This window comes from Rhizobium sp. 05L419 (assembly GCF_056397845.1).
The window spans coordinates 1-25,796 of sequence record NZ_JBFTOF010000004.1 but is presented as its reverse complement, the minus strand read 5'-3'; the positions used below and the strand labels follow the sequence as shown (position 1 = coordinate 25,796).

The following is a 25,796-nucleotide window of genomic DNA, read 5'->3' as shown; positions in this document are numbered from 1 at the left end:
GCGTCAGGCGGGACGCTAAATCCGGCCTGACGCCTCATTCGATCATCACTTGGCGCTGACGGCCTTGTCTGGATTGGGCGGGAAAGACGGATCCGTCTTCTTGCCGCGCAGAAGGTCGAGCGCGTAGTTGAGCTGCACGTCGTCCTTCGGATCCGGAGGAACATAGGCAACGGAGCCAGAACCTTCGTCGGTCTCGCTTTGGCCCTTGATGTGGCCGCGAAGGCTGGATTCGCCTTCAGTCACCATCTTGCCTTTGAGAGCGTCCGGCAGCGGCTCTTCGACCTTGATGTCAGGCGTGATACCCGTGCCTTGGATCGAGCGGCCCGACGGCGTGTAGTAGAGCGCCGTCGTCAGACGCAGCGCACCGTTCTCGCCAAGCGGGATAATTGTCTGGACAGATCCCTTGCCGAACGAACGGGTGCCGAGAACCGTGGCGCGGCGCAGATCCTGCAGCGCGCCAGCGACGATTTCAGAAGCCGAGGCCGAACCGCCGTTGATCAGCACGATCACCGGCTTTCCATCCGTCAGATCGCCTGGACCGGCGTTGAAGCGGCGGGTTTCGTCAGGGTTGCGGCCGCGGGTGGAGACCACTTCGCCACGCTGCAGCAGCGCATCGGAAACCTGGATAGCCTGATCGAGCAGCCCGCCCGGATTGAGGCGCAGGTCAAGCACATAGCCCCTGAGCCTGTCTGCCGGGACGGTCTTCTTGATCTTCTCGATCGCCCTTTCCAGATCCGGGTAGGTCTTTTCCGTGAAGGAGATGACGCGCAGGTAGCCGACATCATCCTCGACACGCGACTTGACGGCCTGAACCGCGACGACGTCGCGCACGATCGTCAGTTCGATCGGCTTGTCGGCACCCTTGCGGATCAGCGTCAGCTTGATCGGCGTGTTGACCGGGCCGCGCATCTTTTCGACCGCGTCCTCAAGCTTCAGGCCGCGCACCGACTGGCCATCGATTTCGGAGATATAGTCGCCCGCGAGAACGCCGGCCTTTGCCGCAGGCGTGTCGTCGATCGGAGTGATAACCTTGACGAGCTCGTCTTCCATGGTGACCTCGATACCGAGACCGCCGAATTCACCCTTCGTCTGGGTCTGCATGTCCGCAGCGTCCTTCGCATTCATGTAGCTCGAATGCGGATCCAGCGAGGAGAGCATGCCGTTGATGGCGTTCTCGATCAGCTTGTCCTCGGCAGGCGGCGTTACGTACTGCGCGCGTACCCGCTCGAATACGTCACCGAACACGGACAGCTCCTTGTAGGTGGACGCCCCCGCCGCTTCCGCAGGCACGCCCGCGGAATAAATGACGCTCATGGCAGTCGCACCCATCAATGCGCCAACCAGAACAAGAGAAGCCCTACGAATCATTGCGTGCCTTTCCAGTGTCTTTGGCGGTCCACCAYGGTCGGGAATCGACCGGTTTCCCGTCYTTTCGAAAYTCAATGTAAAGCGTTGGCCGRCYGGTTTCCAGCGCCAATGCAGTTGCGCTYGCCACTCTTTTTGCGCCCATCACGGCAAGCGGCTCACCGGCGAAAACGAACTTGCCCTGACGCGTGCTGATTGTCTCCATTCCGGAGAGAACAAGGTGGTAGCCGTCGCCGGCATCAAGGATGATCATCTGGCCATAACTACGAAATGAGCCGGCGTAAACCACGAGCCCGTCTGCGGGCGCAGTGACCACCGTTTCCGGATTGGTGGCAAGCGTCATTCCCATGGCTTCGTGGCCGGTTCCATCGGCATCGCCAAACTGGCGAAGGGTCTCTCCAGTCACCGGCAATTCCAGCTTCGCCTTCAAATCTGAAAATGGATATGCGGGCGCAATGCGGTTTTTATCAGGCACGCCGCCGTCGGCAAGCGCCTTGGCCTGGGCTCGCTGCTCATCGGTCAAAAGCTTGCGGTTTTCCTCTGCCTGGCGGGCCGCCGCAGCGGCCTGACGGACCGAGGAAATCTCGGTTTCCATCGACGCGACAAGGCCCTCGAGGCTGGTCGCCTTGCCCGCAAGCTCTTCCGAGCGTTTCCGCTCGGCGTCCAGTTCCGCAGCACTGCTGCGGCTCAGCTTGTCGTTTTCGGCGAGCAGCATATCCATGCGCCGCTCTTCCTCGAGGCTGTTGGTCATCGTCGCGGTCAGGCTGGTCTTTTCTGCAGCGCTTGCGGCCTGCAGCGAGGAAAGGTTGCCGAGGTCAGCGGCAAGCTTGTCGGTTTCCTTGCGGATGCCGGGTACCACGGCACCAAGCAGAATGGCGCTGCGGACCGAGCCGAGCGCATCGTCGGGCGTTACGAGAAGGGCCGGCGGTGGATTGCGCCCCATGCGTTGCAACGCCGCAAGCACCTCCGCAAGCAGGCCGCGACGCTCATGCAGTGAACGGCGAACGGCGTCTTCCTTCACGCCGAGATCCGAAAGCTTCTTCTCGCTCTCCAGAATCTGCTTCTCCAGCGATTTGCGCCGTGCAGCTGAATCGATCAACGCCTGTCGAACGCTGCTGGTACTCTTGTCCAGATCTGAAATGCTCTTCTGCAGTTCGCCGACCTTATCGGAGGAAAGGCTGATGGTCTTGGACAGGGCCTCGAGCTCGATGCGGGTTTCATCCCGCTTTTTTTCCAGTTCGGCAGCGGGATCTGCGGGCGGGGCCGGCGCCTCTGTCGTTTTTGCGGAGGGATCGGGAGAAATGGGCGCGATTTCCGCGCCCGCACCCGTGAGCGAAGTGGGTGCTGCTTGTGCGAACGCATCAACCCGGCCCGCAGCAGCAATCAAGGACGCGCTCAGCCCCGCAGCCAGGGCAGGCAGGATCACATACTTTCGCTTGAAGGCAGGGGTTGGCATGCGCGTCGGGGAGTCCTCTAAAATCGCGCGGAGAGTAAGCTGATTTGGCATGCTTTGCCAGAAAGATCGAGGCACAATGGACCGCGACGCGAACCACGCCGGCGTGAGCGATCCAGTCAGCTCAGACACGATGATAGGGATGCCCGGAAAGGATGGTCACGGCGCGGTACAACTGCTCTGCGATGAGCGTGCGCACCAGTTGGTGCGGCCATGTCATCCTCCCCAGGCCGATCGTCGCGTCGGCCCGATCATAGAGCGAAGGATCCAGTCCATCGGCGCCGCCGATTGCAATGGTCACGTCGCGCTTGCCTTGGTCGCGATAGTGTCCAAGGAGGTTGGCAAAGCCTTCGCTGTCCAGCGCCTTGCCGCGCTCATCCAGCAGAATGAGGATACTTCCCTCGGCAAGCGATTTCTGCAGCATGGCCGCTTCCTCGCGCTTGCGGGTTTCTGCGTTCGAGGCGCGACTTTCCGCAACTTCGGCAACGCGGGAAAATTCCAGGCCAACCGCAGGACCGACCTTGGCAAAACGATCGAAATAGCGGGCCGCAAGATCTTTCTCTGGGCCGGATTTCAGCCGTCCCACCGCAAAAAGACCAATACGCATCCGCTCGCTCCCGCCATTCAGCACCCGGCGACACAAGAATGGTCGCGAGCCGGGTGCCATCACTCCGGCTCAATCAGTTGCCGTCTAGCAGGCGCCGGACATGACGTCCAGACGGTCTGGTTAGTGCACGGTTTCGTCCATGTCCGGAGCCGCCCACATCTTTTCGATGTTGTAGAACTCGCGAATTTCAGGACGGAATACGTGCACGATGATATCGCCGGTATCGATCAGGATCCAATCGCCGCCTTCCTGACCTTCGACACGGGCCGTACCGAAGCCCTCATCTTTCAGGTCAGTCAGCAAGTGGTCCGAAATCGCCATGACATGCCTGCTCGAACGGCCGGAGACGACTACCATGAAGTCTCCGAGCGCCGATTTTCCGGCGATGTCGATCGTGACGATATCTTCAGCTTTGGAGTCCTCGAGGCTTACGAGGACGGCGTGCAGGGCGCGGGCGGCGGCATCGACGCCACGTTCCGGGCTCTTCGGGATAACGGCAAGCGTTCTTCCCTTGGCGTGTACTGTTGTCAGTGCTTTCCCTTTCTCGGAATGACAGACTATGCACATCACTGATTTGGCAAACCAAATCGTGGTTAAGATAGGCACCAAACTACCAACGTTTCAAGACACGGGCGATCACAATGCGTGAATGCCGGATTTGGCGCGGGAGAGGAGCTTTGTCACAAGACTGCGTTGAGGCGGCTGTGTACAGTTGATGCGGCCCTGCGTAAAGTCATGGCTTGCCTCCGAATGCAAAGACCGCCGATGAAAAGCGACGCCGACAACACCCTTGTTCCCATTCTCCGTATCAGCTTTCCGCAGGAAGATCGCCTGGGGCGCGGCAAGATGGAACTGCTCGAACACATTAGGGAGACAGGATCCATCTCTGCGGCAGGGCGCGCCATGGACATGTCCTACCGCCGTGCCTGGCTGCTCGTCAGCGACATGAACAGGATGTTCAAAGAGCCCGTTGTCGAATCGCAGCGCGGTGGCCAAAAGGGCGGCGGTGCAGTCCTGACGCCATTCGGCGAAACGCTGCTCGCCCGCTTCAGGCAAATGGAGCAAACCCTGCGGGCAACGCTTGCCGACGATCTAGCCTGGCTGGAGGCCAATCGATCCGCACAGCGCTGATCACGGTTCCAGCGCCACGGTCTTGATAATGGCGAAGACGGGCGTGCCTGCCCGCAATTCCAGGCGCTCGGCCGAAAAGCCCGTGATGCGGGAAGTGATCGCGTCGCCCCCGCAGTCGAGGACGACGTCAACCGTCCCCTCGCCGGCGGGCTTCAATTCTCCGACGATGGCTTCGAGAATATTCAGTGCGCTCAATCCCTCCGGTCTTTTCGTTGCCAACATGACGTCACGGGAAGGAATGCGCACGCGCACCGCCCTGCCAAGCAGCAACCTGGCATCGGGGACATGGAGCCGCGCGGATTTCAAGGCGATCGTGGCAATGCGATGCTGCTCATCGATGCTCTCCACCTTGCCTTCAAGCAGCACGCCTGCCTCGCGGTGGTCGAAAGAGGCCAATGGGTGACTGAGCACATCGACGGCAGACCCTACAGCCTCGACCTTGCCGTCCCGCATGACCACGACCTGGTCGGCCAGACGCGCCACCTCGGCGATCGAATGGCTGACATAGACAATCGGGATATCCATCTCGTCGCGCAGGCGTTCAAGGTAAGGCATGACTTCGGCCTTGCGGGCATCATCGAGCGCAGCAAGCGGCTCGTCCATCAAAAGCAGGCGCGGAGATGAAAGCAGGGCCCGGCCGATGGCCACCCGCTGCCTCTCGCCGCCGGAGAGCTTTTCCGGTTCGCGATCGAGCAATGCCTCGATTCCGAGCAATGCGACAATCCGATCGAGGCTCTCCGTCGGGCCGCCGCCCGAGGCAAACCATTGACCGTAGGAAAGGTTGTGACGAACGCTAAGATGCGGAAACAGCCGCGCCTCTTGAAACACGTAGCCAAACCGCCGGCGATGCTTGGCGACGAAAATCCGCCGATCCGTGTCGGTCAGCACCTCTTCGTCCAGCGCGACCCGCCCCTCCTGCGGCCGCGTCAGGCCGGCGATGATGCGGATCAGGGACGTCTTGCCCGAGCCGGAGCGACCGAAAAGCGCGGTGATGCCGCGCTCCGACGTGAAGGCGGCATCAAGCAAAAACGCGCCGAGCCGATGCTTTGCTTTCACCACGAGCGTCATTCTGGATCAATCCTCCGGCCAGCCCTCCGGCCAGCAAAGCGCGAAAGGTATTCCGAAGCCAGCAGCGCGACCATCGAGATGACGACGGCCACCAGCGTCAGCCGCAACGCGCCCGCATCGCCGCCCGGCACCTGGGTGAAGGAGTAGATCGCCGCCGAAAGCGTCTGCGTCTCGCCGGGGATGTTGGAAACGAACGTGATCGTCGCCCCGAATTCTCCCATCGCCTTGGCGAAGGAAAGGATCATGCCGGCAATGATCCCCGGAAGCGTCAGCGGCAGTGTTATGGTCACAAATACCCAGAACGGACTGGCACCCAGCGTCCCGGCCGCCTCCTCCAGCTTTCGGTCGACAGCCTCTATGGAGAGCCGAATGCTTCGCACCATCAACGGGAAGGCCATGACCGCGCAGGCAAGTGCAGCACCCGTCCAGCGGAACGAAAAGACGATGCCGAAATTCTGATCGAGAAATGCGCCGATCGGCCCACGTCGGCCGAAAAGGATCAACAGGACGAAACCGGTGACCACCGGGGGCAGGATGAGCGGCAGATGGACGATGCCATTGAGGATGGATTTCCCCCAAAAATGCTTACGTGCCAGGACGAATGCAACGCCAATCCCGAAGGGCAGGCTGGCCAGCATCGCCACAACTGACACACGCAGGCTGAGCAGGATTGCGGTCCATTCGTCGCTGCGCAGGCCGAGTGCTTCCAAGCGTCATCTCTCCCAAAAGTAGAAGGCCCGTCCAAGCGGGCCTCCCTGCTCTATCGCAATGTTAAATCCGCAATCATTTCAAGATCGTGAAGCCTTGATCCGTGAAAAAATGAGCCGCCTTCTCCGACTTCAGAAACGCCAGGTAGGCAGCGGCAGCGGGGTTCTTGCTCTCGGCGAGAACGGCGACTGGATAGATGATCGGGGGGTGTGAACCGGCCGGAAACGTGCCGACGACAGCAACGCCGGGATCGGCCGTGACATCGGTCTGATAGACGATGCCATAGGGTGCTTCGCCGCGCGAAACCAGCGCAAGCGCCGCGCGAACGCTTTCGGCCCCGGCAACCTTGGTTTCAACCGAGGGCCAGACGCCGAGTGATTCGAGCGCCGCCTTGCCGTATTTGCCGGCGGGCACCGACTTGACCTCGCCCATGGCGAGTTTGCCGTCGCCGAGCAGTGCTGCAAGGTTGAAGCCCATGGCAATCTCTACGGGTTTGGCCTGATCCTTGGCGGCGACCAGAACGATCCGGTTGCCAAGCAGATTGGAGCGGGTGTCCGCCTTGATCAGGTCCTTTTTGGCAACATAGTCCATCCAGTCCAGATCCGCCGAGATGAAGATATCGGCCGGCGCACCGCTCTCGATCTGTTTTGCCAGCGCAGAACTTGCGGCATAGGACGCGATAGCCTCGCCCCCTTCGCTCGCCCAGGCGGCGTTGGCTCCGTCGAGCGCATTCTTGAGGCTGGCGGCCGCAAAGACCGTGACCTTCTCCGCAGCTACCGCAGGTGTTGCGGCGATGCCCAGCCAGGCAGCTGAAACGGCCGCAGCCGCAAATTTGATCCATTGACGACGGCTATGCATGAATTCACTCCCGCGCTTCGAAATATCCCAAGAGATATAACGTGATCGCGGACTTGGCCAGCGATATGTTTGCCGCGATACAACCGGGAAGGCGATGCGCGGAGCGCCGCTCATCACGCATTCGTGAGGTGCATAGGTGTTGGCGACCTGACGAACCCGCAACGAACGCCGGCCACCAAATTCCAGGATAATTCAACCACACAATCGACAGGAAACGCGCAAATCGGTCAGCATGCCATTGAAACAAGCACATGGAGACGACGCCTTGCGTTCAGGTATGCGTATTTGCATTGCTGCAATGCAGCGAACCAGCTTCCAGTCTTGGCGATTTGTGATAAAACATCCCCATCAAACGGTGATTTCCTCCTCCCAAAGCCGTTTGGTGTGGATCGACAACACTCCTCCTCCCAGTTGTCGATCAAGTTTAAAAGCCCGACGGATCCTCCCCCGTCGGGCTTTTCGCTGTCTGCCACCCCCAAGCCGTCGACTACGTTCCGTTCTTGGCGCGGATCGCCGTCGAACTGAGGCGCGATCTCGGTCCGTGGATGAAGGTCCAGGCCGGCGCAGATTTTTTCCATAGCGCCCGTGAATCGTCTTCGTCGATACGGGCGAAATCGAACGTCTTCGCCATCTTCGAGGATAGGAACGACAGGGTCGCGCCCGGGCGGTCGATGACCGCGATCGGAAATGTGCGAGCAATGTCCTGCCACTTCTGCCAGCGATGGAACGTCTTCAAACTGTCGGCGCCCATGATCCAGATGAAATGCACATTCGGATTGCAGGCCTTGACGCGCGCCAGCGTGTTGGCGGTGTAGCTGGTCCCGAAGTCTTTCTCGAACGCCGTTACCTTGATGGCCGGGTGCTTTGCAAGGCGCTCGCTGAGCTCGACGCGTTCCGATAGAGGCAACAGCTGGCTTCGATCCTTCAGCGGATTGCCCGGCGTCACCATCCACCAGAGCTGGTCTAGCCCCAGTCGCTTGATGGCGATCTCGGCGACAAGTCCATGCCCCTGATGCGGTGGATTGAAGGACCCGCCGAAAAGACCGACCACCATGCCCCGCTCTGCGTGCGGCATGCGAAGAAAGCGTCGGTCGATGTCGTCTGCGGTCACGTCAGGCCCGGGTTTGTCCGGTGCCGTGCACGCGGTATTTGAAGGAAGTCAGTTGCTCGACGCCAACCGGCCCCCGCGCATGCATTTTACCGGTCGCTATACCGATTTCCGCACCCATTCCGAACTCGCCGCCATCGGCAAATTGCGTCGATGCGTTGTGCAGCAGGATTGCAGAATCGACTTCGGTGAAAAAGCGCTGGACGACATCAGGATCTTCCGCAATCACCGCCTCCGTGTGGTTCGACGAATATTTCTGGATATGCGCGATCGCGCCCGAAATCCCATCAACGACGGCAACGGACACGATGGCATCAAGATACTCGGTGGACCAATCTTCTTCCGTGGCAGCCTTCGTCCCGGGCACCGCGCCTACGACGGCGGATGATCCGCGAATTTCGCAACCGGCGCCAGAAAGCGCTTCCAGCAGTGGGACGAGGCAGGTATCCGCAGCCCCCCTGTCGACAAGGATAGTTTCGACAGCTCCGCAAATGCCGGTACGACGCATCTTCGCGTTGACAACGATGTGCTTGGCCATATCCAGATCGGCCGAGGCATCGACATAGATGTGGCAGAGGCCTTCGAGATGGGCAAACACCGGCACTCTCGCTTCGCTTTGCACACGAGCCACCAGGCTCTTGCCGCCGCGCGGGACAATCACGTCGATGGCGCCGTTCAATCCGCGCAGCATCGCCCCGACCGCGGCGCGATCCGTCACCGGCACCAACTGGATAGCGTGCTCGGGAAGCCCGGCAGCCTTCAGCCCCTGAACGAGGCAGTCATGAATAGCTTGCGATGAACGGCGCGAGTCCGAACCGCAACGCAAAATGACGGCATTGCCGGCCTTGAGGCAAAGTGCGCCAGCATCCGCGGTCACGTTCGGGCGGCTTTCGAAGATGACGCCAATGACGCCGAGCGGCGTGCGGACACGCTCGATCTTGAGGCCATTCGGCCGATCCCAGGCCGCGATCACTTCGCCGACGGGATCCCTGAGAGCGGCAATCGCCCGAATTCCCTCTGCCATCTCGACGATGCGGCCGTCGTTCAGCGTCAGTCGATCGATGAACGAAGCGATCATTTCCGTCCCGGCAACGTCATTGAGATCCTTGGCGTTTTCGGAAAGAATCCGGTCCTTGTTGGCAAGGATTGCATTCGCCATGGCGTTCAGTGCGGCGTTCTTCGCCTCGGTGGACGCAAAGCCCAACGGTCGCGCAGCAGCCTTTGCCTTGCCGCCGATGTCGTTCATCAGCGCATCAATGTCAGGGCTTTGCGCAACGGTATCAAGCATGGGCTGCGTCCTTCTTCTGCCTTTCAGATTTTGAATTGATCTGCTGCGTCATCACCATGTCGTCACGATGGATCATGGCCGCGCGGCCGGCATAGCCGAGGATCGCTTCGATCTCTGCCGACTTGCGGCCGGTGATCCGACGGGCTTCATCGGCATCGTATCCCGCCAGCCCGCGTGCGATCTCTCGCCCATTCGGACCAACGATCGCAACCGTGTCGCCGCGGCTGAAAAGACCCGCGACCTTGCGCACGCCTGCAGGCAGCAGGCTCTTGCCAGCGCCAAGGGCGACAACCGCGCCATCATCGACGTGAAGCTCGCCCGCCGGCTGCAGCTGACCCGCAATCCACGTCTTGCGGGCAGTGACCGGCGTACCGGAAGGCGCAAACCATGAGGAACGCGCACCGTTCTCTATGGCCGAAAGCGGGCTGTTGGTCTTGCCCGATGCAATGATCATCGCGCATCCGGCGCTCGTCGCAATCTTCCCGGCGTCGATCTTGGTCCGCATGCCCCCACGCGAGAGCTCCGACGCCGCCCCGCCGGCCATGGCTTCGATTTCGGGTGTAATCTCGGCAATGGTGTCGAGCAATTGCGCATTCGGATCGAGATGCGGGGGCGCCGTATAGAGACCGTCGATATCCGACAACAGGATCAGCAGGTCGGCACCGGTCATGGTCGCAACACGCGCTGCCAGCCGGTCGTTGTCGCCGTAGCGGATCTCGCTCGTCGCGACCGTATCGTTCTCGTTGATGATCGGAACTGCGCCGATCTTCAAAAGCTGGTTGATCGTCGCACGCGCGTTGAGATAGCGGCGGCGCTCCTCGGTATCGCCGAGCGTCAGCAGAATCTGCCCCGCAACGATAACATCGCGCGAAAGGCTCTCGGACCAAGCGCGGGCAAGCGCAATCTGCCCGACAGCCGCCGCCGCCTGGCTTTCTTCAAGCTTCAGCGCTCCGGAAGGAAGGTCGAGAACCGAACGCCCGAGCGCGATCGCACCCGAGGACACCACCAGCACGTCCACACCCTTGGCCTTGAGGCCGGCGATATCGGCGCACATCGCGTCCAGCCAGCCCTTCTTCAGCCCGGTCTTGCGATCGACGAGAAGTGCAGAGCCGATCTTGATCACGATACGGCGGCATCTGCTGATCGGCTTTGGGCTAGTCATTGGCCCCGCCCTCGTCCACCACGATATCGCGATGACGCAGTTTCGGCGTTTTGGCTGGCTTTTCGACCGTGTTGGCATCGACGATGATGTCGCGAAGCGCACGCAGCACCTCCGTCATACCCTTGCCCGTCGCCGCCGAAATCTGGAATGGCGTGCTGCCGCAGGCCTTCGCCAGTTCCTTCGTCTTTTTCTTCAGCGTTGCCTCGTCAAGCACGTCGATCTGCGACAATGCCACGATCTCTGGCTTGTCGCCGATCTCGTCGCTATAGGCCTTCAGTTCGTGCTTCACAGTCTTGTAGGCCTTGCCGACATTTTCCTCCTGCGAGGAGACGAGATGCAGCAGCACGCGGGTGCGCTCGACATGCCCGAGGAAACGGTCGCCGATCCCAATGCCTTCGTGAGCACCCTCGATCAGGCCCGGAATATCGGCCAGAATGAACTCCCGTTCGTCGATCGTTGCCACCCCAAGGTTCGGATGCAGCGTCGTGAAGGGATAGTTGGCAATCTTCGGCCGAGCGCGCGTAACCGCAGCGAGGAAGGTCGATTTCCCGGCATTCGGCAGACCAACGAGACCAGCGTCGGCGATCAGCTTCAGGTGCAGCCAGATCGTCTTTTCTTCACCCGCCAGGCCGGGATTGGCCCAATCGGGCGCCTGGTTGACCGATGTCTTGAAGTGGGCGTTGCCGAACCCACCATTGCCGCCGCGAGCAAGGCAGAAGCGCTGCCCTTCCTCAATCAGGTCGCAGATCAGCGTTTCCTGGTCTTCCTCGAAAATCTGCGTTCCAACCGGCACCTTGAGGGTCACATGGTCGCCATTGGCGCCCGTGCGGTTCTTGCCCATGCCGTGCATGCCGATCGTGGCCTTGAAGTGCTGCTGGAAACGGAAATCGATGAGCGTGTTGAGGCCGTTGACAGCCTCTACCCAGACGTCACCGCCGCGCCCGCCGTCACCGCCATCCGGCCCGCCGAATTCGATGAACTTCTCGCGTCGGAACGAGACGCTGCCGCCACCTCCGTCTCCGGACTTGATATAGACCTTTGCTTCGTCGAGAAATTTCATTTTACTTCCATCATTCGGTGTCAGTTGGACGCCCGTCTTGGCCTGATCGATATAGGCCGTTCAGCCGGAGGTCAAAGATTATCGTTAGGTTTGCGAGCTATAACATACAGTACGGCTTCGGTCTCGACGGGTTCTACAATCTCGAACGAATAGCCCAAAGCCTTCAGGGCGCCGATGTCATCGCGCTCCAGGAAGTCACCAGAGGCTTCGCCAGGAACCGATATGCCGACATGGTGGCAGATCTCGCCGCCTTTTTCCCCGACCACTTCTGGGTCTATGGCCCGGCCTGTGATCTGCATGTGGAACCGCCCGAGGTCGCGCCTGGGCAGCGCCCAATCCGCTTCCAGTTCGGCAATATGGTGCTGTCGCGCTGGCCGATACTGTCCACGCGAACGCTGCTTTTGCCGCGCAGCCGGACCATTTCCAGGCTCAACCTGCAGCGTGGCGCGACCGAAGCCGTCATCGACACGCCTGACGGCGCCCTGCGCGCCTATTCCGTGCACCTCGATCATATGTCCGCCGACGAGCGCATCCGCCAACTTGTCTATCTGAACGACCGCATCAACGCTTTCACCTACGAAGGTGGATCGCTGACCGGCGCCGTCGAACTCGATTTGAGCGATCCTCCGCTGCCGGAAAACTACGTCGTCATGGGCGACTTCAACATGCTGCCGGAATCGCCGGAATATTGCTCCTTCGCCGGAACCAAGGACGGCTACTACGGCCGCACGGCCCGCATAGGAACGCCGATCGATGCGATTGCCTCGCTCAATGGTTATGCTCCCGGAAGCTATAGCTGGATTGATCCTGCAGATCACGGCAAACGCATGCATCTCGATTACTGCTTCGTGAGCGGCGGTCTCGAACCCCGCCTGAAATCCGCGAGAGTCGACACGACACCCACAGGTTCCGACCACTTCCCCGTTTGGGTTGAGATCGGGCGTTGAAGGAAGCGCCCCGAAAGCATTTCGAGGCGCTTCCTGCTTGGTCAGGCAGTCTTGACCAGTTGCAGCGCGCCGGGCTTCAGTACCGTCTCGACATGCGTGACCATGGTGTTGCGTGCGAAACTGTAGATTTCGCTGCAACCGGTCATGCGAAAGCCGAGTTTCTCCTGCAGCCTCAACGAGGCCGGGTTGTCGGCAAAGACGCCGGAATGAACCGGCATCTCCGGCATGCGCCGCGAGAAGCGTTCGAGCGCTGCCGCCACCGCCTCGCTCATGTAGCCGCGCCGCCAGTAGTAGCGGTTCAGCCAATATCCGAGGTGCCAACGGCCGTGCCGAAGCTCGATCGCAACCGTGCCGATATGCGCGTCGTCGCCTGCCGTGATTGCCAGCTGCCAATCCGGCAAACCACCTGACGTGGCAGGCACGAGCCAGTCGAGCGCGTCCTGCCGATCATAAGGTGCCGGAACGCGCGCCAGCATCCGGGTCACCGCGAAATCGGAGAGCGATTGCGCAATGGCATCGGCGTCGCTGAGCCTGTGGGGGCGCAGCGTCAGCCGGTTCGTCGTGATCACTGGCTGTGGACCGGGTGTCATCGACTGGCTCCTGGGTCGCTGGACACTGATCGCGTTCATAGGACGCTCCCCCAGCTTCTGAGCGACATCCAGGTCTTCCGGTCGAGCCGGTACCATTCAACCGGCACGTTGCTGCCGAGGGCCAGAGACGCGGCCAGACCGGAACCCTGGAATTGGAAGCCGCACTTCTGGATGACCCGCCGCGAGGCGACGTTCATCACCCGGCAACGGGCGTCGATCTGATCGACATCCTGCCTTGTGCGAAAGACCATATCGACGAGAGCGTGGCACGCCTCCGTCATAAAGCCTTGATTCCAGAAAGGTTCTCCAAGCCAATAACCTATCTCGACGGTTCTCCCGTCGAGATGCGGCTCCACCCCGCAGCAGCCCATGAAGGCACCGTTTTCGGCTTTGGTAATGGCATAGACGCACTTGCCAATCTCGCCATCTTTCGTGCGGCGCACGAAGTCGGCGGCATCATTGGCCGTATATGGGTGCGGCATGCGCGATACCATTGTGGCGACTTTGGCGTTGTTGGCGAGATGGGCAAGGGCGTCGATGTCTTCTTCGTGCGGCGCGCGCATGACGAGCCGTTCCGATAATAAGACGGGGCAATCGGTCCTTAACCGCTCCGGCCTCAGCCGTTCCTTGGGAGACCGCGATTGGTCTTCCCGTAACAATTCGCCTTGCATGGTTCAGTCCTCCTTGAGGGTAAAGAAAAAGGGGAGATGGGTGGTGCCCCATCTCCCCTTTTTTCTTGACTGAACCTTGTACGCTCAGCCGGGTCGATGAGACACCGGCTGCTATAAAGCGCTACCGGCTTATTCCGCTGCTTCCGCTTTCGGCATGACAGACACGTATACGCGACCGTTGGCCTTCGTTCGGTAGTTCACATTGCCGGCGGTAAGAGCAAAGATCGTGTGATCCTTGCCGAGGCCGACGTTGGAACCCGGATGCCACTGCGTACCGCGCTGACGCAGAATAATGTTGCCCGAAATGACGGCTTCGCCGCCAAACTTCTTCACGCCAAGGCGCTTGGATTCGGAATCACGACCGTTGCGCGACGAACCGCCAGCTTTTTTGTGTGCCATTGGAGTTCTCCTTTAAACCTTAAGTCCCGTGATCTTACTTGGCAGCCACGATGTCCGTGATACGGACGACCGTGTGATGCTGGCGATGGCCGCGCGTGCGCTTCGAGTTCTGACGACGGCGCTTCTTGAAGGCGATGACCTTCTTGCCGCGGTTGTGCTCGACCACTTCGGCCTTGACGGAAGCACCCTTGACGAAGGGAGCACCAATCGCAGCGTCGGCGCCTTCGCCGATAACGAGGACTTCGGTGAATTCGATCGAATCGCCAGCGGTGACTTCAAGCTTCTCGATGGTCAGCACGTCGTTTGCTGCCACACGGTACTGCTTACCGCCGGTCTTGATGACTGCGAACATTTTTTATCCTTTCATGTTCGTTCCGGCTCATACCCGCATCAAACAGGTGGCCGTCTTTTTATCAGTCGAAGTTAAGCAGGGTTTTCAGAGGCTTTTGCCCAGAACTCTCTCTGCCGGTGATGCCCCACGCGAGCGCGAGACTGGTCAAGGCACGGACTTTTCCACACCTATTGCGCAGCGCAGATACGCGAGCCTAAAAAAACTGTCAAGGCAAAAGGATGAAAAGCTTTGAGATTTCGTCTTGCCAGCCCGCCAAACACTCGCTATGAGACAGCCCGCGCCCTAATGGGCCGACCAAAACTGCGGAGAGGTGGCAGAGTGGTCGAACGCACCGCACTCGAAATGCGGCATACCTGCAAGGGTATCGTGGGTTCAAATCCCACCCTCTCCGCCATTACGCTGTCATTGATTTACCAGCACTCCCCGATTCATTCAGGCGTAGATGCGCGATATCCCCATCGTCCCAGATCGGCAAGGCGATCAAAGGGCCACGACTGCGGCACGTCCCGTTTCAGGATTCGTCGAGCCGAGGACGAGGCACTTGGTTCAGCCGCCAGTGATTTCCTGAGGCTGAAGGCCGCCCCCGTTCGAGGTCGCAGCGCTCGGGTGCATAGAAGAACTCCGGTGCGGCAGAGATGTCCAAGGGTAGGAAGAACGGGATGCCGCCGTCCAGCCTGACGAAATTTGGCCAGTCAAGTTGCTTCAGTTGTTGAGATCTCTTTGGCGACGTGAGCACCAGGAAGATGTCAAAAGGCACATGCTCATTGGAGCTTGGGACGACCTTCTCCGACAGTTGATCCCACTCTTGCAGCCGGCGGCACTTGCTTGCGAGCTGCTCATTTCCCCAATTCGTGACGCCCTTCGCCTCGATCAGAATGATCGTCCTGTCGAAAGCAACAATCAGATCGAAATCTTCCTGAGTGCCTCTGATCAAGCGGCGGCCTGGGCTTTCCATACCTTCTGGCTGAGGGTTCTGGAGTGGTTCGCCATCGGTGCTTCCCATTCGATCGAGAATGAGGGCTCCAAATAGCCAGTCGATGTGGAAGTCCATCGCCCACCAAGCATCCTCAGGGATGTTCTGCTGGATAACTGCACCGAGACGCTCCCGGAACGAACTGGATAGGGGGAGATTGGAATGCAGTTCGCCGAGTGCATTTCTGAGCAGCCAATACCGCTCCTTTCTGTTGAACATTTCGAGGTGTTGAACAAGCGATGGCGAAAAGGGTTTGGCTATTTCCGTCTCGACCAAAATATCATCGTCCATAAACTTCCTGTCCTTCGCCTCGCGGGCTGTGTCAGTCCAGCAGGCGCTACATATTATGACGAGATCAGCGAAACCGTTTCGAAGACGGGCACGCGAACTTGAAGCTGGGTCGATCGGTTCCGCTGATCAAATGACCGAGAGATGTCGAAGCGCATTTTCCACTGCCGGACGTTTGTCGAGCGGGCAGGGATGCTTGCGAGCACCGTTGTCGATTCTGTTCGCCGCGATCCTGTCAGTTTTCCCGTTCTCAGCCTTGATGTGCGCTATCCAACAGGTTTTGGGCGTGAAGCCGTAACTGTCTCTAACCCACTGTTGTATTTCTGCGTATGTGGCCATGTCTCTTCCTCGTGACCTAGCTCGATACCGATATCATACATTTCCGAGGAGGTGGTCCTTGAGTCTAGCCTCGACATGCTCATCGGTCTGCGGTTCGCCTTTCATTCAGGTTTACAAACGGCCTAGCGCCTCGGCAGCGCCTTTATTTTTGCCCATTGTTCCGGAGCCACGATGTTCACCCTGAACTGAAATCCTTCGTATCGCGTATGATCCCGAAACCAATTGACCAACTGGTAATCCCCCCATTCTTAACGGGGCTCGGCAGTAGAATTCACGCGGCCATTTTCAGTTTTTGTGCGGGCGTTATGCCGCCGATGCCCATATTGGGCCGTTCGTTGTTGTACGTCCAGAGCCACTGCGTGGCGAATTCCTGCGCCTCCTCGATGCTTTCGATGATGTACTGGTCAAGCCATTCATGTCGGACGGTGCGGTTGTAGCGCTCGACATAGGCATTCTGTTGCGGCTTTCCGGGCTGGATATGGCTCAAGGCTATTCCTTGCGTTGCTGCCCACTCCATCAGTTTGCCACTGACATACTCAGGTCCGTTATCCACACGAATGGCGAATGGTCTGCCTCGCCATTCGATGATCTGGTTCAGGCTGCGGATGACGCGTTCAGCAGGCAGCGAAAAGTCCACCTCGATGCCCAGCCCCTCGCGGTTGAAGTCGTCCAAGACATTCAACAGTCGGAATTGCCGACCATCCTCCAAACGATCCGCCATGAAATCCATTGACCAGACCAGGTTCGGCGCATCCGGCACAGTCAGAGCGTCGGGCTTGTCCCGCTTCAAACGCTTGCGTGGCTTGATCCTGAGGTTCAACTCCAGCTCGCGGTAGATGCGGTATACGCGCTTGTGGTTCCAGCGATGTCCTCGGACATTCCGCAGGTAAAGGAAGCACAGGCCAAAGCCCCAGGTCTTCTTTGCCCGCGTCAGTCCGATGAGGAGATCGGCGATCTGCTCATTCTCGTCGTTCAGCTTGGCGCTGTAACGATAGCAGGTCTCGCTGACCTCGAAGGTGCGGCAGGCAAGCGCAATGCTCACCCCGTGCAACGCCACTGCTTTCCCGGCCATCTCTCGGCGTTGAGACGGCCGTGTTATTTTTTTCCCAAGGCTTCCTTCAGCAGTTCTGCCTGCATGCTCATCTCGGCATACATCTTCTTCAGCCGCCGGTTCTCATCCTCCAGAGCCTTCATCTGGCTGATCATCGAGGCGTCCATGCCGCCATACTTCGAACGCCACTTGTAAAAGCTAGCAGTGCTCATCCCGTGTTCCCGGCATAACTCCGGCACAGGAACGCCGCCTTCTGCCTGGCGCAGGATGGCAAGGATTTGGGGTTCGCTGAATCTGCTCGTCTTCATCAAAATCTCCTCGATCATAAAGCCCGAGAAAATTCTACTTTTGAAGCCCGTTAATTACCGGGGGGATTACCAACTGTTCTCTGCCTCCCGAGAGGCAGACGTCTTTCACGTTAAGAAGACCGGTGATCCACGATGACGCCTGGTGTGGGTCGTCTCGCCAGTGGTTGATCCCGTGCGAGCTGACTCGATTAAAACGATTCAGGTAAGCGTCAAAAATACGGTTCATATCGCGGTCTTCCGATCGGTCTGCGACAGCGCCGGTAAATGCGGTTGCCAGGGCAGAAAGAGCTGTCGCGGCGAGCATCGATAATTCGATGATCGTTCTATGCTGGACCTATTTCCTCTCTTGGAGAGGCTTTCGGCAAGTTTTTCGCGCCAGACCTTCAGCGTCATCTCGTTCATGGATGTCATCCCCCCAAACGCCGACATCATAACTCTGGGTAACAGACGAGGCCAGGAGCACCGGTAGTCTTGGCTCGCAAACTACAGGCAGGAATATCTCGGTGAATTTGAGAAGATCGCCGAGATCGACGCGCTCGGTCCGCTTCCGGATGGGCTAGGCACATAATCACCTACGCGCTTACGCACCGTTATTTTCAGAGGGCATGAGGACCTTAAACGGCTCCAGGATTTTAGCGATTTTTGGAACGCCAGCTTTCGCAAGGCTCGCGAGATAATCTTCGTAGACCTGTGGGGGATTTCCGTAGTGCATGAAGTCATTCCGAACTGCGTCTGCGAAGTCTTCGGGGGAGAGGCTGTATGCCTCGACGAGGAAATCGTCAGGATGCTTCGTGTGCAGTCGAAAAGGTGCAATTACTTCAGCAGGGAAATCTTTTTCGTTAAACGTTACGATAGCGTTCGCGCGCGTCATTATCGCCGCCGCAAGGACATGGCGATCATCAGGGTCGGGCAACTGGAGGCCCGCTATTAGGGGCTCATGTCCCTCGACGAGACAGTCTGGGACCGCAGCGTTCATAAGCTGTTTTGTTCGATCCAAATCTGCCGGCTTCAAATCTGGCCTGTTCTTTATAAGATTTCGGACCCATTCTTCGTGGATGTCATTGGACCAACGGGCTCGGAATATCTTCGATTGCGCAATAAAAAGCACGAGGCTTCTCAGCCTCGCGCCATAGAATACGTTCGCGTCAATAAGCGCAGTAAAGGTCGAAATCATTCAAGCCCAAGCCGTTTTGCTTCTTCATTTAGATCGAGAAGCGCCTTTTTCTGTTCGTGCTTGCAAGCCTTCTCATATTCGATCAGGTCAGAAAACCTAACTCGACGATGGCTTCCAACCTTACGATACTGAAGTTTGTTTGCTTCAAGTTGACGTATTAGGTGCGGCCGCGAAACATTTAAATAATCCGCCGCTTGCTGTGTTGTAAGCTCAGCATCGTGTGGGATTAGAGACATTGGCGTGCGATTAGCCATAGCCTCCAATACTTCGTAAATGAGGGCCACGGCACGCGCTGGCAAAGGGACAATGATCTTCTTGTCCTCTTTTCCATCTAACGTGATCTTCACGCCTTCATTAGCTTCTGCCACAGCTTTCAGCTTATCGGCAGCCTTTCGTGCGATAACCGCTTCCGCCTCATCAGCGACAAACGGCTCACGCGTTTGGTCCATGAGTGCAAGCATTTCAATCTCCTGTGGTGGTCGCCGAGGTGGTGAGCCTCGTGCAAATCAGTGATACTACCTTCGACCATTATTGTCACTCATTAATCGCAATAAACGCAATGAATGAAACAAACGTAAATGGAAATGGTTCCAATGCGCAATCCGACGCAATCCTCCGACACGATCGAGCAATTATAATTCATGGTAGCTTGCATAAGGAGATCTTCAGAAGCGCTTAACCGCTGAAATAGCTCTGTTGGACGCTGTCAAGCAACCGCTTCTCGGGGCCGGTATAACCCTTGGCTCCGCTCCAGGGGCGTTCTACGCACAATCTTCAATATCGATTGGAGATCGCATGGCTACGATAAGAAAGCTCAGAGGGTGCTGGCAAACAGGTATGGCAGGTCAACTCACTGCTGATAGCGATCGATGCCCAAAGACGCACTTTTCAGCTCTTGTCGCGCCAGGCCGATCAGCGCCTCCCAGGATTTGCTTAATCCAGACGCTTGCTGATCTAATTTAGCAATCTGGACCATGACAGCATCGAATTGAGGCTGCGGCACCCAATGCTGACCACTCATGCGCCAGGTCATGCGATCGCGGCCATCAGATGTGTATAGCTTATAGAAATCGGTGATGAACTCCTTAGAGTCTTTATAAAACTGCTCATAGGCGGCCTGAATTTTCTCATTGTGAAATGGGAAGATGTCGTCGTCACGAAAATACAAGAGATCCCGAAGCCCATTGTAGTCGGTATCCATAGCATATGTCTGGATGGCATTTTCTCGCAGAACGTAAGCTTGTTTGCGGTCAATGATCTTCAGGAGCGAGTTAATCTTTTTAACGTCATCAACCAAGACATTGTCGTGCGCGCTGCGTTCGGCGTCAAAGTCGGCGAGCTCCATGCTCGCCCATGTCAAGAATGAGGCAACAAATATCATCCCAGCGGCCAGGTTGAAATTCTCGACGTCAATCGGTCACTGCACCCAGATGAGGGAGCCCATGACTGCTAAGCACGCACCAATTCTCGCGAGCTTGTTGGGATGTTCAGGCACAATCCGCATGTCTTCGTTCTCCTAATTTTTCATCAACCTCTAGCTGATCCGGGCATGCGAGCGAAGGGGGTGAGTAAACGATCCGTGCGGAGAATAGGATCGCGGGATTGACGCCAGCGCGGAAGGCATTTCGATCAGGTATCAAGGCCCGCCATCCCGATCTGTGGCAACGTGCCGGGATAACCCTTGGCACCCCTTCAGGGGCGTCCTATTCGTGATCTTCAACTATTGGAGAAGCACATTGCGACGATCGAAAACTCGGACGACGCTGGCAAGCCCAGTTTCGCTGGTGCGGCAAATCGTTTTAGCAGCCAACATGCGGTGACGAGGACGAGCTGTAGGTGAAACATCGCATCATGCTGCGCCGAAATGCCAGGATGTGATCCGTCTCGATGAAGGGCGCTGCTTCTTGAGGATAACTCCAAAGGATGGAGCGCCTCGGCTACCAGATATCCAACTTTTGGAGATCGGAACGAAATTGGTCGCGGGCGGTCGCACATGCGGTTGATGACTGGCTACTCATACAGGCCATGGCGTCCGCGCTCCAAGCAAAAACGGTCATATGTATTGCGCCCCACCAAATCAAAAGCATCATAACACTCACGGAGAAGTAGTAAATAAACGTCAAAGGCAGAAGTATGTTCTTCTCAGACACCGCGTCAGGGAGATATTTCATGGCTGTGAAGAAGGTCTGAGCGCTCAGGGATACAATAAATACAAATGTAAGAACTATTAGGCATATCAACGTTGCTGATAGAGGGTATCGAACGATCCATGGATCTGCTGACGCCGGCAACATTATTAGAATTTTCGCGGCCACACCGATGCCGAGAAGTAAAAACGCGATCCGTGTTAGGCACCCCACCCAATCATTCACAGATTTATTGAAGTCGGCAACCTTGTCAGGAAAGAGCTTCGGCTCATTCGATGACTCCAGTTGGGAAGCTGTAGCCGGAGCGCACCCCTCATCCGGCAAATCAACGCTTTCCTCCATTTCGAGGCCCCCCTCTGCCTTCTCAATTTGGTATTCTTGCGCGAGTGGCTTCAATTCATCGTTGGAAGTATTTGATGGCATATTCACATCTGCGGGTTGATTATTGTATGCGGCCAAATGCCAGCTGCTGTGAATTCCGGCAATCCTTTAGATCGCCGTATAGCCAAAATAGATTCAATTTTTGCTGCAATGGCTAACGACTTCTCAAGCGATCGGGAAGGGGTAATGTTGCCCTGTCATCTTATCCGGCATCAAGTAAGTGACGAAGTGCAACCTTTAGGAATAGCCCTTGGCTCCCCACCGGGGGCATCCTACGCGTGATCTTCAATATCGATTGGAGATCACATGGCGACGATCCGGAAGCTTAGAGGGCGTGCGAACGCCGGCAGGCAAAGACGTGTCCGCGCGCCAGCTAGGGCACCAGGCTCCAGAAGCCATGCTTCTTGCCGTGCCTGCGCTTTAGTTCTGCGACATAGGCATCGTGGGATCCGACGTCGCAGAAGTCGCCGATTCGAGGGGCAAGAGACGCGCATTCAGCAAAATGCCGCGCCGCATGCTTGTAGCGGCTTGACCGTGTCATATCGAGCGTGAAATCAATCATCGACCGCAAGACAATGGTTGCCATGAGCGGATGCTTCTCCGCCAGAGCTTCGGCAGCCGGCGTCATCAATTCATAAAGATTGCCGTCCAGCTCGGATCGTCGCCTCATGATGAGCTTTGCCGCCTCGGAAAGCGCGGGCCAGCGCAGGAAGAAAGCAACGGCATCATGAACGTCCGAGAATGCCTGGACATAGGCAAAAGCCTTGTCCTCGGCTTCGATATCATCGAAGTCGGGCAGGCGGCGGATGAACTCACGTAGGTGCTCGTCATCGAGCGCCTGCTCGAAGCACAGCCAGCGAAATGCCTGAGCTTCCTCATTACGATCGAGCGCTTCCAGCGCATCGATACGCGCCTGCTGCCATTCGAAAGGAGCCTCCCGCCCGGCCATCTCTGCCGCGTCCAGAGTTGTCAGCGCTTGCGCCGCGCTGCCTGCGGCTAAAAGACGATTGGCAATCTCTGTGGCAATGGGCGGCACCGTCCTGGTCTTTGCCGGCTGCAGGGCGATATACGCATCGACGTCGCCCTGAGCGTCCGCGATTTCCTGCAGGGCGATGCGCACCGTCAGCTCCCGATGATTGCCATAGACATCATCGACATATATTGGCCCGTTGCTGCTCCAGCCGATAGCCTGGCGATCGCGCTCTATGGGCTTTTCCCGTGGCTCCTTCGACCACTGCACGAGCTCTGCCTTCAGTTGTTCCAGCCCTTGCTGGCCGAGTGCTGGGACCATGGCGGTAATCAGCCTGTCATACTGGCCGTAACCGTTGCCTTGTACCGCCGCAAATATCCTGTTCGCAAGGACGGCGGTGTTCCCAGACGCGGATTTGGCGATGAAGCCTGCGTCGATGCACGCCTGATGGAAGCTCTGGATCAGCGAGCCGCTGCCGTCGTCGGATCTCTCGAAGATGGAATCGGCAATCGCGAGGAATTGCCAGATGAGCTCGAAAGCCTCTTTCGCATCATCGGCAGCCACGACGTCGACAATCGTTTTCCGCTGGGTTTCCAGATCGGCCTTGAGCGCTTTCACCTTGCGCCAGTCGATGAAGGTGCGGGCACGGGCGATGCTGGCCAGCCGCTTTCGCACCTCGCGACCAACCTCGGCGCTGCTATGATTGCCAGCCAGCTCCATCCGAAGGCGCCGCTTGTGGGCGGCACTACCGGTGCTGATCTCGATTAGAAGTTCAGACAGGCGCTCTGCACCGAGAGCTTCCAGGTTTTTGGCGTTGAGGGTTGTCTTGGCTGCCATGGTCTTCGCCGTCAGATTAGGCCCCTACACTCGTCGACCGATGTGCAATCGATCAATCGACCCATTCATACGGCGCGACGGCCGAATACCTCTGTTCACTTCGATCAATTCAGACACTTCMTTCCGATAATAGAAATCGTGAAGCCCTTTAGCACTTGTGCAAGACGGCGTTTTGTGGAGGCTAGTGACAAGGCTGCGGACGGCAGAATAAAGCAGTATTTTAAAGATAAGATCGGATGGAATGCAACTTGGCTCCGGCACGACGGAGACAACGGATTTTGCATCTCAAAAATATCGAAAACGAAGATCGTGGTCATGGTAATGCCTGATCAGGAGAAACGCGGCAGATAGCCGAGATCAGCGTCCGGGGCGCGGGAAGATACCGCAGATTTCAGGTCGCCGAGATCGATGCCGACCCCAGCGAATGAGAATGCCTTCCGTGCACTAGCCAAGCTGCAGCGCCGTCGATATCTCGCCAAGCGTCGCCTTCTCCGCCTCACTGACGGTAACGCCCCCTATGCCCATGAAGCCCCCCTCTTTGGAGGCTTCGGCCACTTTCTGGCTGATCTGATATAACCAAGCTTTGAAGGCGGCCAAATCGCCCGGCGCCTTGGTCTCGACGACCGCTCGGGCTTGCTGGAGCGTTTCGATGCACTTGGCTTTGATCTCCTGTGGTTTGGCTCCCTTGAGCTTCGCCTGCAAACCATCGCGCGCCGCACCTCGCCCTTCCGACGTTTCGAAGTCGCCAACGATCGCTTTGATGAGCGGGTTTGCCGCAGCGTCGGCCTTCGCCTGCAGGAGCGCGCTGCTGTTGGCAATACTTTCCTTGAGCATGCCCCACAGGCCGCTCGGTTCTGCTGCAGTGACGGCTATGCCGGCCATCATTGCGCTCTCCAGCAAGAGGTTCCATTCGTCTGTTGAAAACGTCGACCTGTCAGCCATGACTGGCACTCCTTTGCTTATTTCGGTTCACAAGCACAATTGGCCATCAGGCGAAACGTCAGGTGGACAGGGCTGTCAGTTTTGTTTTCAGCGTATCGATCGTCGGTTTTAGGATCTCCGAAACGCCGGGGATGGCCAAGACCTTGTCAAACAGCGCATTGAGCGTCGGCATCATCGGCGTGATCAAAGCGGTCAGTGTAGCCCGCTGCCCGGCAGACAATTGCCCGACCACTCCGCTGACCTTGTCGAGTTGGCCCGCGACATCCTGGAGCTTTGGCAACGCAGCGCTGGCAGAGGTCGCGTCGGTGATTCCGGTGACCGTCGTCTGTAAGCTGGCAAGGCTGTCCTTGATCTGCTTGCCGACGTCGAGCCCGCCGACCGTCAAGCTCTGTTCACCTGTCGCGACCTGTGGGGCAACCCGTTCGCTTTGCCTGCCGAAAAGATAGAAAAGCACGCCGGCGAGTACCAAGGCGGCAACCAGCCAATAAAGCCAATTGCGTGATGGGGGCGGCGCGGTCACTGGCGCGCGCTGCCCGGCGCCGCTGATGGAAGAGACTGACGAGGCGGCGCTGCGAACGGTTTGGCTAGCAGCGGTCGCAGTCGTTCGCGCCGAAGCGCCGAGCGACCCAAGCAGGCCAGTGCCGCCAAGCAGCTCGCTCACCCCCGACGGCAATGCAGCGGCGATATTGTCTTTCTGGCTGGCGAGCAATCCGGCGATGCCGTTTGCGCTGAGGTCGCCGCCACTGTGCTGCGCGAGGCCGCCCATGACCAGCGGCGCAAGTGTTCCCAGCAACGACCCGCTTGCATTCTGATCGATGCCTGAAAACGCCCCTATGGCATTCGCGAGCAACCCCCCGTCTTTGGCGCCGAACAGCGACGAAATGATCTGGGACCCGCTCTGGGCAAGCGATCCCTGGCCGCCGGCCGTGAGCATCCCGGCGAGATCGCCAAGCGATCCGCTCTGCTGTTTCGCTGCGTCGGCGACTTTCTGTGCCCCGCCTGGCTGCGCGGCAATGCTGCCGAGCCCTGCCAGAACCGCCGGCACCGCAGCGCTGACGGCGCTCTGCACCTTGCTGCTATCAAGCCCCAGCGCAGTGGCAATACGCCCAACCACGTCAGGTGTCAGTATTTGCATGATATAGGAAACAAGATTGCTGGCCATTGGTGCCTCCTCCACATGATATCGTTGAAAACAGCTTTCCCGATCGAGCGGTTCACTCGAAGGCTCAGGCGACTAGGCGACATGCGATTCGCGTTTCTCGGATGACTAACCACGAGATCTGGTTGTCAGGATTCACAAGCCACACGTATTAGCATTTATAAATATACTGCGCCAGTTCTTGATGGCTCCGGGAACTGACGATGTTGGCGCGGACCAGCCTGTGGGGTCATTCGCTCCGTTGATGCGGCCGGTCGTTTGAACCCCGTCCGTCGCCGCCTGAGGTCAGATTCAATGAAACAGACGCGTGCGAGAATCGGACGAAGAGTAGTACCGGCACCGAGACGGCAGCTTCTTTTCGCTGTCCCGTCACTTGCGCTTTCTCTGTGCCCGGTAGAGAATCCGGCTATTGCCTATCATAAATTTCTGACCGACAAGGTGCCTAAGAATTGATCCTCAC

Annotated in this window: 26 protein-coding genes and 1 tRNA gene; 3 read left to right on the top strand and 24 right to left on the bottom strand. The window is 58.2% G+C overall.

Annotated elements, in window-relative coordinates; genetic code table 11:
• Positions 1-45: 45 nt before the first annotated feature.
• The 4 genes from AC1DMK_RS06160 to rsfS all read right to left on the bottom strand — a co-directional run bounded on the left by AC1DMK_RS06160 (position 46) and on the right by rsfS (position 3,992).
• Positions 46-1,368, bottom strand: a complete 1,323-nt coding sequence (locus tag AC1DMK_RS06160) for a S41 family peptidase (protein ID WP_477857754.1) — start codon at positions 1,366-1,368, stop codon at positions 46-48.
• Entirely contained in the window at positions 1,358-2,821 is a 1,464-nt protein-coding gene (locus AC1DMK_RS06155) for a murein hydrolase activator EnvC family protein (protein ID WP_477857752.1), read from the bottom strand. The genes AC1DMK_RS06160 and AC1DMK_RS06155 overlap by 11 nt, the downstream gene beginning before the upstream one ends.
• A gap of 121 nt (positions 2,822-2,942) precedes the next feature.
• Positions 2,943-3,425, bottom strand: a complete 483-nt coding sequence (rlmH, locus tag AC1DMK_RS06150) for a 23S rRNA (pseudouridine(1915)-N(3))-methyltransferase RlmH (protein WP_477857750.1) — start codon at positions 3,423-3,425, stop codon at positions 2,943-2,945.
• A gap of 120 nt (positions 3,426-3,545) precedes the next feature.
• Complete coding sequence (rsfS, locus tag AC1DMK_RS06145; protein ID WP_196246823.1) at positions 3,546-3,992, bottom strand: ribosome silencing factor; 447 nt, start codon at positions 3,990-3,992, stop codon at positions 3,546-3,548.
• Positions 3,993-4,190: 198 nt separating this feature from the next.
• On the opposite strand from rsfS, the gene AC1DMK_RS06140 reads away from it, so the two are divergent.
• The gene (locus AC1DMK_RS06140) at positions 4,191-4,556 is read left to right on the top strand and encodes a winged helix-turn-helix domain-containing protein (RefSeq protein ID WP_477857748.1); all 366 of its coding nucleotides are present in this window, start codon (positions 4,191-4,193) and stop codon (positions 4,554-4,556) included.
• On the opposite strand, the gene modC is transcribed toward AC1DMK_RS06140, so the two are convergent.
• From modC to obgE, 7 genes are all read right to left on the bottom strand, one after another.
• Complete coding sequence (modC, locus tag AC1DMK_RS06135; RefSeq protein ID WP_477857746.1) at positions 4,557-5,624, bottom strand: molybdenum ABC transporter ATP-binding protein; 1,068 nt, start codon at positions 5,622-5,624, stop codon at positions 4,557-4,559. It abuts the gene before it with no gap.
• Positions 5,621-6,334 carry a molybdate ABC transporter permease subunit gene (gene modB, locus AC1DMK_RS06130; protein ID WP_477857744.1) on the bottom strand — a complete coding sequence of 238 codons (714 nt, stop codon included), beginning with the start codon at positions 6,332-6,334 and terminating at the stop codon, positions 5,621-5,623. Before modB ends, modC begins: the two co-directional genes overlap by 4 nt.
• 73 nt (positions 6,335-6,407) lie before the next feature.
• Positions 6,408-7,190, bottom strand: coding sequence for a molybdate ABC transporter substrate-binding protein (gene modA / locus AC1DMK_RS06125; protein ID WP_477857742.1), 783 nt, complete (start codon positions 7,188-7,190; stop codon positions 6,408-6,410).
• A 487-nt stretch (positions 7,191-7,677) separates the two neighbouring features.
• Entirely contained in the window at positions 7,678-8,265 is a 588-nt protein-coding gene (locus AC1DMK_RS06120; protein WP_477858125.1) for a nicotinate-nucleotide adenylyltransferase, read from the bottom strand.
• A gap of 37 nt (positions 8,266-8,302) precedes the next feature.
• On the bottom strand, positions 8,303-9,586 hold the full coding sequence (locus AC1DMK_RS06115; RefSeq protein WP_477857740.1) for a glutamate-5-semialdehyde dehydrogenase: 1,284 nt from the start codon (positions 9,584-9,586) through the stop codon (positions 8,303-8,305).
• Positions 9,579-10,748 (bottom strand): glutamate 5-kinase, encoded by a 1,170-nt coding sequence (proB, locus tag AC1DMK_RS06110; protein ID WP_477857738.1) that lies wholly within the window; start codon positions 10,746-10,748, stop codon positions 9,579-9,581. Before proB ends, AC1DMK_RS06115 begins: the two co-directional genes overlap by 8 nt.
• Positions 10,741-11,808, bottom strand: coding sequence for a GTPase ObgE (gene obgE / locus AC1DMK_RS06105; protein ID WP_477857736.1), 1,068 nt, complete (start codon positions 11,806-11,808; stop codon positions 10,741-10,743). Before obgE ends, proB begins: the two co-directional genes overlap by 8 nt.
• Positions 11,809-11,888: 80 nt before the next feature.
• On the opposite strand from obgE, the gene AC1DMK_RS06100 reads away from it, so the two are divergent.
• Complete coding sequence (locus tag AC1DMK_RS06100) at positions 11,889-12,755, top strand: endonuclease/exonuclease/phosphatase family protein (RefSeq protein WP_477858123.1); 867 nt, start codon at positions 11,889-11,891, stop codon at positions 12,753-12,755.
• Between the two features lie 41 nt (positions 12,756-12,796).
• Here AC1DMK_RS06100 and AC1DMK_RS06095 read toward each other — a convergent pair whose 3' ends face one another.
• From AC1DMK_RS06095 to rplU, 4 genes are all read right to left on the bottom strand, one after another.
• Positions 12,797-13,345, bottom strand: coding sequence for a GNAT family N-acetyltransferase (locus AC1DMK_RS06095; RefSeq protein ID WP_477857734.1), 549 nt, complete (start codon positions 13,343-13,345; stop codon positions 12,797-12,799).
• A 35-nt stretch (positions 13,346-13,380) separates the two neighbouring features.
• Positions 13,381-14,016 (bottom strand): GNAT family N-acetyltransferase, encoded by a 636-nt coding sequence (locus AC1DMK_RS06090; RefSeq protein WP_037067982.1) that lies wholly within the window; start codon positions 14,014-14,016, stop codon positions 13,381-13,383.
• A 129-nt stretch (positions 14,017-14,145) separates the two neighbouring features.
• Positions 14,146-14,415 (bottom strand): 50S ribosomal protein L27, encoded by a 270-nt coding sequence (gene rpmA, locus AC1DMK_RS06085; RefSeq protein ID WP_037067980.1) that lies wholly within the window; start codon positions 14,413-14,415, stop codon positions 14,146-14,148.
• Positions 14,416-14,449: 34 nt separating this feature from the next.
• A complete protein-coding gene (rplU, locus tag AC1DMK_RS06080) occupies positions 14,450-14,767 on the bottom strand; it encodes a 50S ribosomal protein L21 (protein ID WP_037067978.1) in 318 nt (105 codons plus the stop codon).
• Between the two features lie 304 nt (positions 14,768-15,071).
• Between rplU and AC1DMK_RS06075 the strand changes: the two genes are divergently transcribed.
• Positions 15,072-15,161: transfer RNA gene (locus AC1DMK_RS06075), tRNA-Ser, on the top strand.
• Between the two features lie 117 nt (positions 15,162-15,278).
• Here AC1DMK_RS06075 and AC1DMK_RS06070 read toward each other — a convergent pair.
• The 9 genes from AC1DMK_RS06070 to AC1DMK_RS06030 all read right to left on the bottom strand — a co-directional run bounded on the left by AC1DMK_RS06070 (position 15,279) and on the right by AC1DMK_RS06030 (position 25,339).
• Positions 15,279-16,031, bottom strand: a complete 753-nt coding sequence (locus tag AC1DMK_RS06070) for a hypothetical protein (RefSeq protein ID WP_477857731.1) — start codon at positions 16,029-16,031, stop codon at positions 15,279-15,281.
• 607 nt (positions 16,032-16,638) lie between these two features.
• Positions 16,639-17,726 (bottom strand): IS3 family transposase gene (locus tag AC1DMK_RS06065; protein ID WP_104891200.1). Its coding sequence is split into 2 segments (ribosomal slippage): positions 16,639-17,465 and positions 17,465-17,726, totalling 1,089 coding nucleotides; the frame shifts between segments, so codons are not numbered across the junction.
• A 580-nt stretch (positions 17,727-18,306) separates the two neighbouring features.
• Positions 18,307-18,900 carry a PIN domain-containing protein gene (locus AC1DMK_RS06060; RefSeq protein WP_477857729.1) on the bottom strand — a complete coding sequence of 198 codons (594 nt, stop codon included), beginning with the start codon at positions 18,898-18,900 and terminating at the stop codon, positions 18,307-18,309.
• Positions 18,897-19,361, bottom strand: a complete 465-nt coding sequence (locus tag AC1DMK_RS06055; RefSeq protein ID WP_349436417.1) for a helix-turn-helix domain-containing protein — start codon at positions 19,359-19,361, stop codon at positions 18,897-18,899. The genes AC1DMK_RS06060 and AC1DMK_RS06055 overlap by 4 nt, the downstream gene beginning before the upstream one ends.
• Positions 19,362-19,750: 389 nt before the next feature.
• Entirely contained in the window at positions 19,751-20,245 is a 495-nt protein-coding gene (locus tag AC1DMK_RS06050) for a hypothetical protein (protein WP_477857727.1), read from the bottom strand.
• 592 nt (positions 20,246-20,837) lie between these two features.
• A complete protein-coding gene (locus AC1DMK_RS06045; RefSeq protein WP_477857725.1) occupies positions 20,838-21,506 on the bottom strand; it encodes a hypothetical protein in 669 nt (222 codons plus the stop codon).
• Positions 21,507-21,801: 295 nt separating this feature from the next.
• Entirely contained in the window at positions 21,802-23,235 is a 1,434-nt protein-coding gene (locus tag AC1DMK_RS06040) for a DUF6880 family protein (RefSeq protein WP_477857723.1), read from the bottom strand.
• 444 nt (positions 23,236-23,679) lie between these two features.
• Positions 23,680-24,120, bottom strand: coding sequence for a hypothetical protein (locus AC1DMK_RS06035; protein WP_477857721.1), 441 nt, complete (start codon positions 24,118-24,120; stop codon positions 23,680-23,682).
• 115 nt (positions 24,121-24,235) lie between these two features.
• Complete coding sequence (locus tag AC1DMK_RS06030; protein ID WP_477857720.1) at positions 24,236-25,339, bottom strand: DUF937 domain-containing protein; 1,104 nt, start codon at positions 25,337-25,339, stop codon at positions 24,236-24,238.
• Positions 25,340-25,796 lie beyond the last annotated feature (457 nt).

What these genes read in the sequence shown, in the direction of transcription:
- rlmH (WP_477857750.1), bottom strand. Translation starts at nt 3,425, where the DNA reads ATGCGTATTGGTCTTTTTGCGGTGGGACGGCTGAAATCCGGCCCAGAG.
- AC1DMK_RS06035 (WP_477857721.1), bottom strand. Translation starts at nt 24,120, where the DNA reads ATGATGGCCGGCATAGCCGTCACTGCAGCAGAACCGAGCGGCCTGTGG.
- AC1DMK_RS06115 (WP_477857740.1), bottom strand. Translation starts at nt 9,586, where the DNA reads ATGCTTGATACCGTTGCGCAAAGCCCTGACATTGATGCGCTGATGAAC.
- AC1DMK_RS06060 (WP_477857729.1), bottom strand. Translation starts at nt 18,900, where the DNA reads ATGATTTCGACCTTTACTGCGCTTATTGACGCGAACGTATTCTATGGC.
- AC1DMK_RS06095 (WP_477857734.1), bottom strand. Translation starts at nt 13,345, where the DNA reads ATGACACCCGGTCCACAGCCAGTGATCACGACGAACCGGCTGACGCTG.
- modA (WP_477857742.1), bottom strand. Translation starts at nt 7,190, where the DNA reads ATGCATAGCCGTCGTCAATGGATCAAATTTGCGGCTGCGGCCGTTTCA.
- AC1DMK_RS06120 (WP_477858125.1), bottom strand. Translation starts at nt 8,265, where the DNA reads ATGCCGCACGCAGAGCGGGGCATGGTGGTCGGTCTTTTCGGCGGGTCC.
- rpmA (WP_037067980.1), bottom strand. Translation starts at nt 14,415, where the DNA reads ATGGCACACAAAAAAGCTGGCGGTTCGTCGCGCAACGGTCGTGATTCC.
- AC1DMK_RS06140 (WP_477857748.1), top strand. Translation starts at nt 4,191, where the DNA reads ATGAAAAGCGACGCCGACAACACCCTTGTTCCCATTCTCCGTATCAGC.
- modC (WP_477857746.1), bottom strand. Translation starts at nt 5,624, where the DNA reads ATGACGCTCGTGGTGAAAGCAAAGCATCGGCTCGGCGCGTTTTTGCTT.
- AC1DMK_RS06030 (WP_477857720.1), bottom strand. Translation starts at nt 25,339, where the DNA reads ATGGCCAGCAATCTTGTTTCCTATATCATGCAAATACTGACACCTGAC.
- AC1DMK_RS06055 (WP_349436417.1), bottom strand. Translation starts at nt 19,361, where the DNA reads ATGCTTGCACTCATGGACCAAACGCGTGAGCCGTTTGTCGCTGATGAG.
- AC1DMK_RS06050 (WP_477857727.1), bottom strand. Translation starts at nt 20,245, where the DNA reads ATGGAGCTCGCCGACTTTGACGCCGAACGCAGCGCGCACGACAATGTC.
- rplU (WP_037067978.1), bottom strand. Translation starts at nt 14,767, where the DNA reads ATGTTCGCAGTCATCAAGACCGGCGGTAAGCAGTACCGTGTGGCAGCA.
- AC1DMK_RS06040 (WP_477857723.1), bottom strand. Translation starts at nt 23,235, where the DNA reads ATGGCAGCCAAGACAACCCTCAACGCCAAAAACCTGGAAGCTCTCGGT.
- AC1DMK_RS06090 (WP_037067982.1), bottom strand. Translation starts at nt 14,016, where the DNA reads ATGCAAGGCGAATTGTTACGGGAAGACCAATCGCGGTCTCCCAAGGAA.
- AC1DMK_RS06070 (WP_477857731.1), bottom strand. Translation starts at nt 16,031, where the DNA reads ATGGACGATGATATTTTGGTCGAGACGGAAATAGCCAAACCCTTTTCG.
- rsfS (WP_196246823.1), bottom strand. Translation starts at nt 3,992, where the DNA reads ATGTGCATAGTCTGTCATTCCGAGAAAGGGAAAGCACTGACAACAGTA.
- proB (WP_477857738.1), bottom strand. Translation starts at nt 10,748, where the DNA reads ATGACTAGCCCAAAGCCGATCAGCAGATGCCGCCGTATCGTGATCAAG.
- AC1DMK_RS06160 (WP_477857754.1), bottom strand. Translation starts at nt 1,368, where the DNA reads ATGATTCGTAGGGCTTCTCTTGTTCTGGTTGGCGCATTGATGGGTGCG.
- obgE (WP_477857736.1), bottom strand. Translation starts at nt 11,808, where the DNA reads ATGAAATTTCTCGACGAAGCAAAGGTCTATATCAAGTCCGGAGACGGA.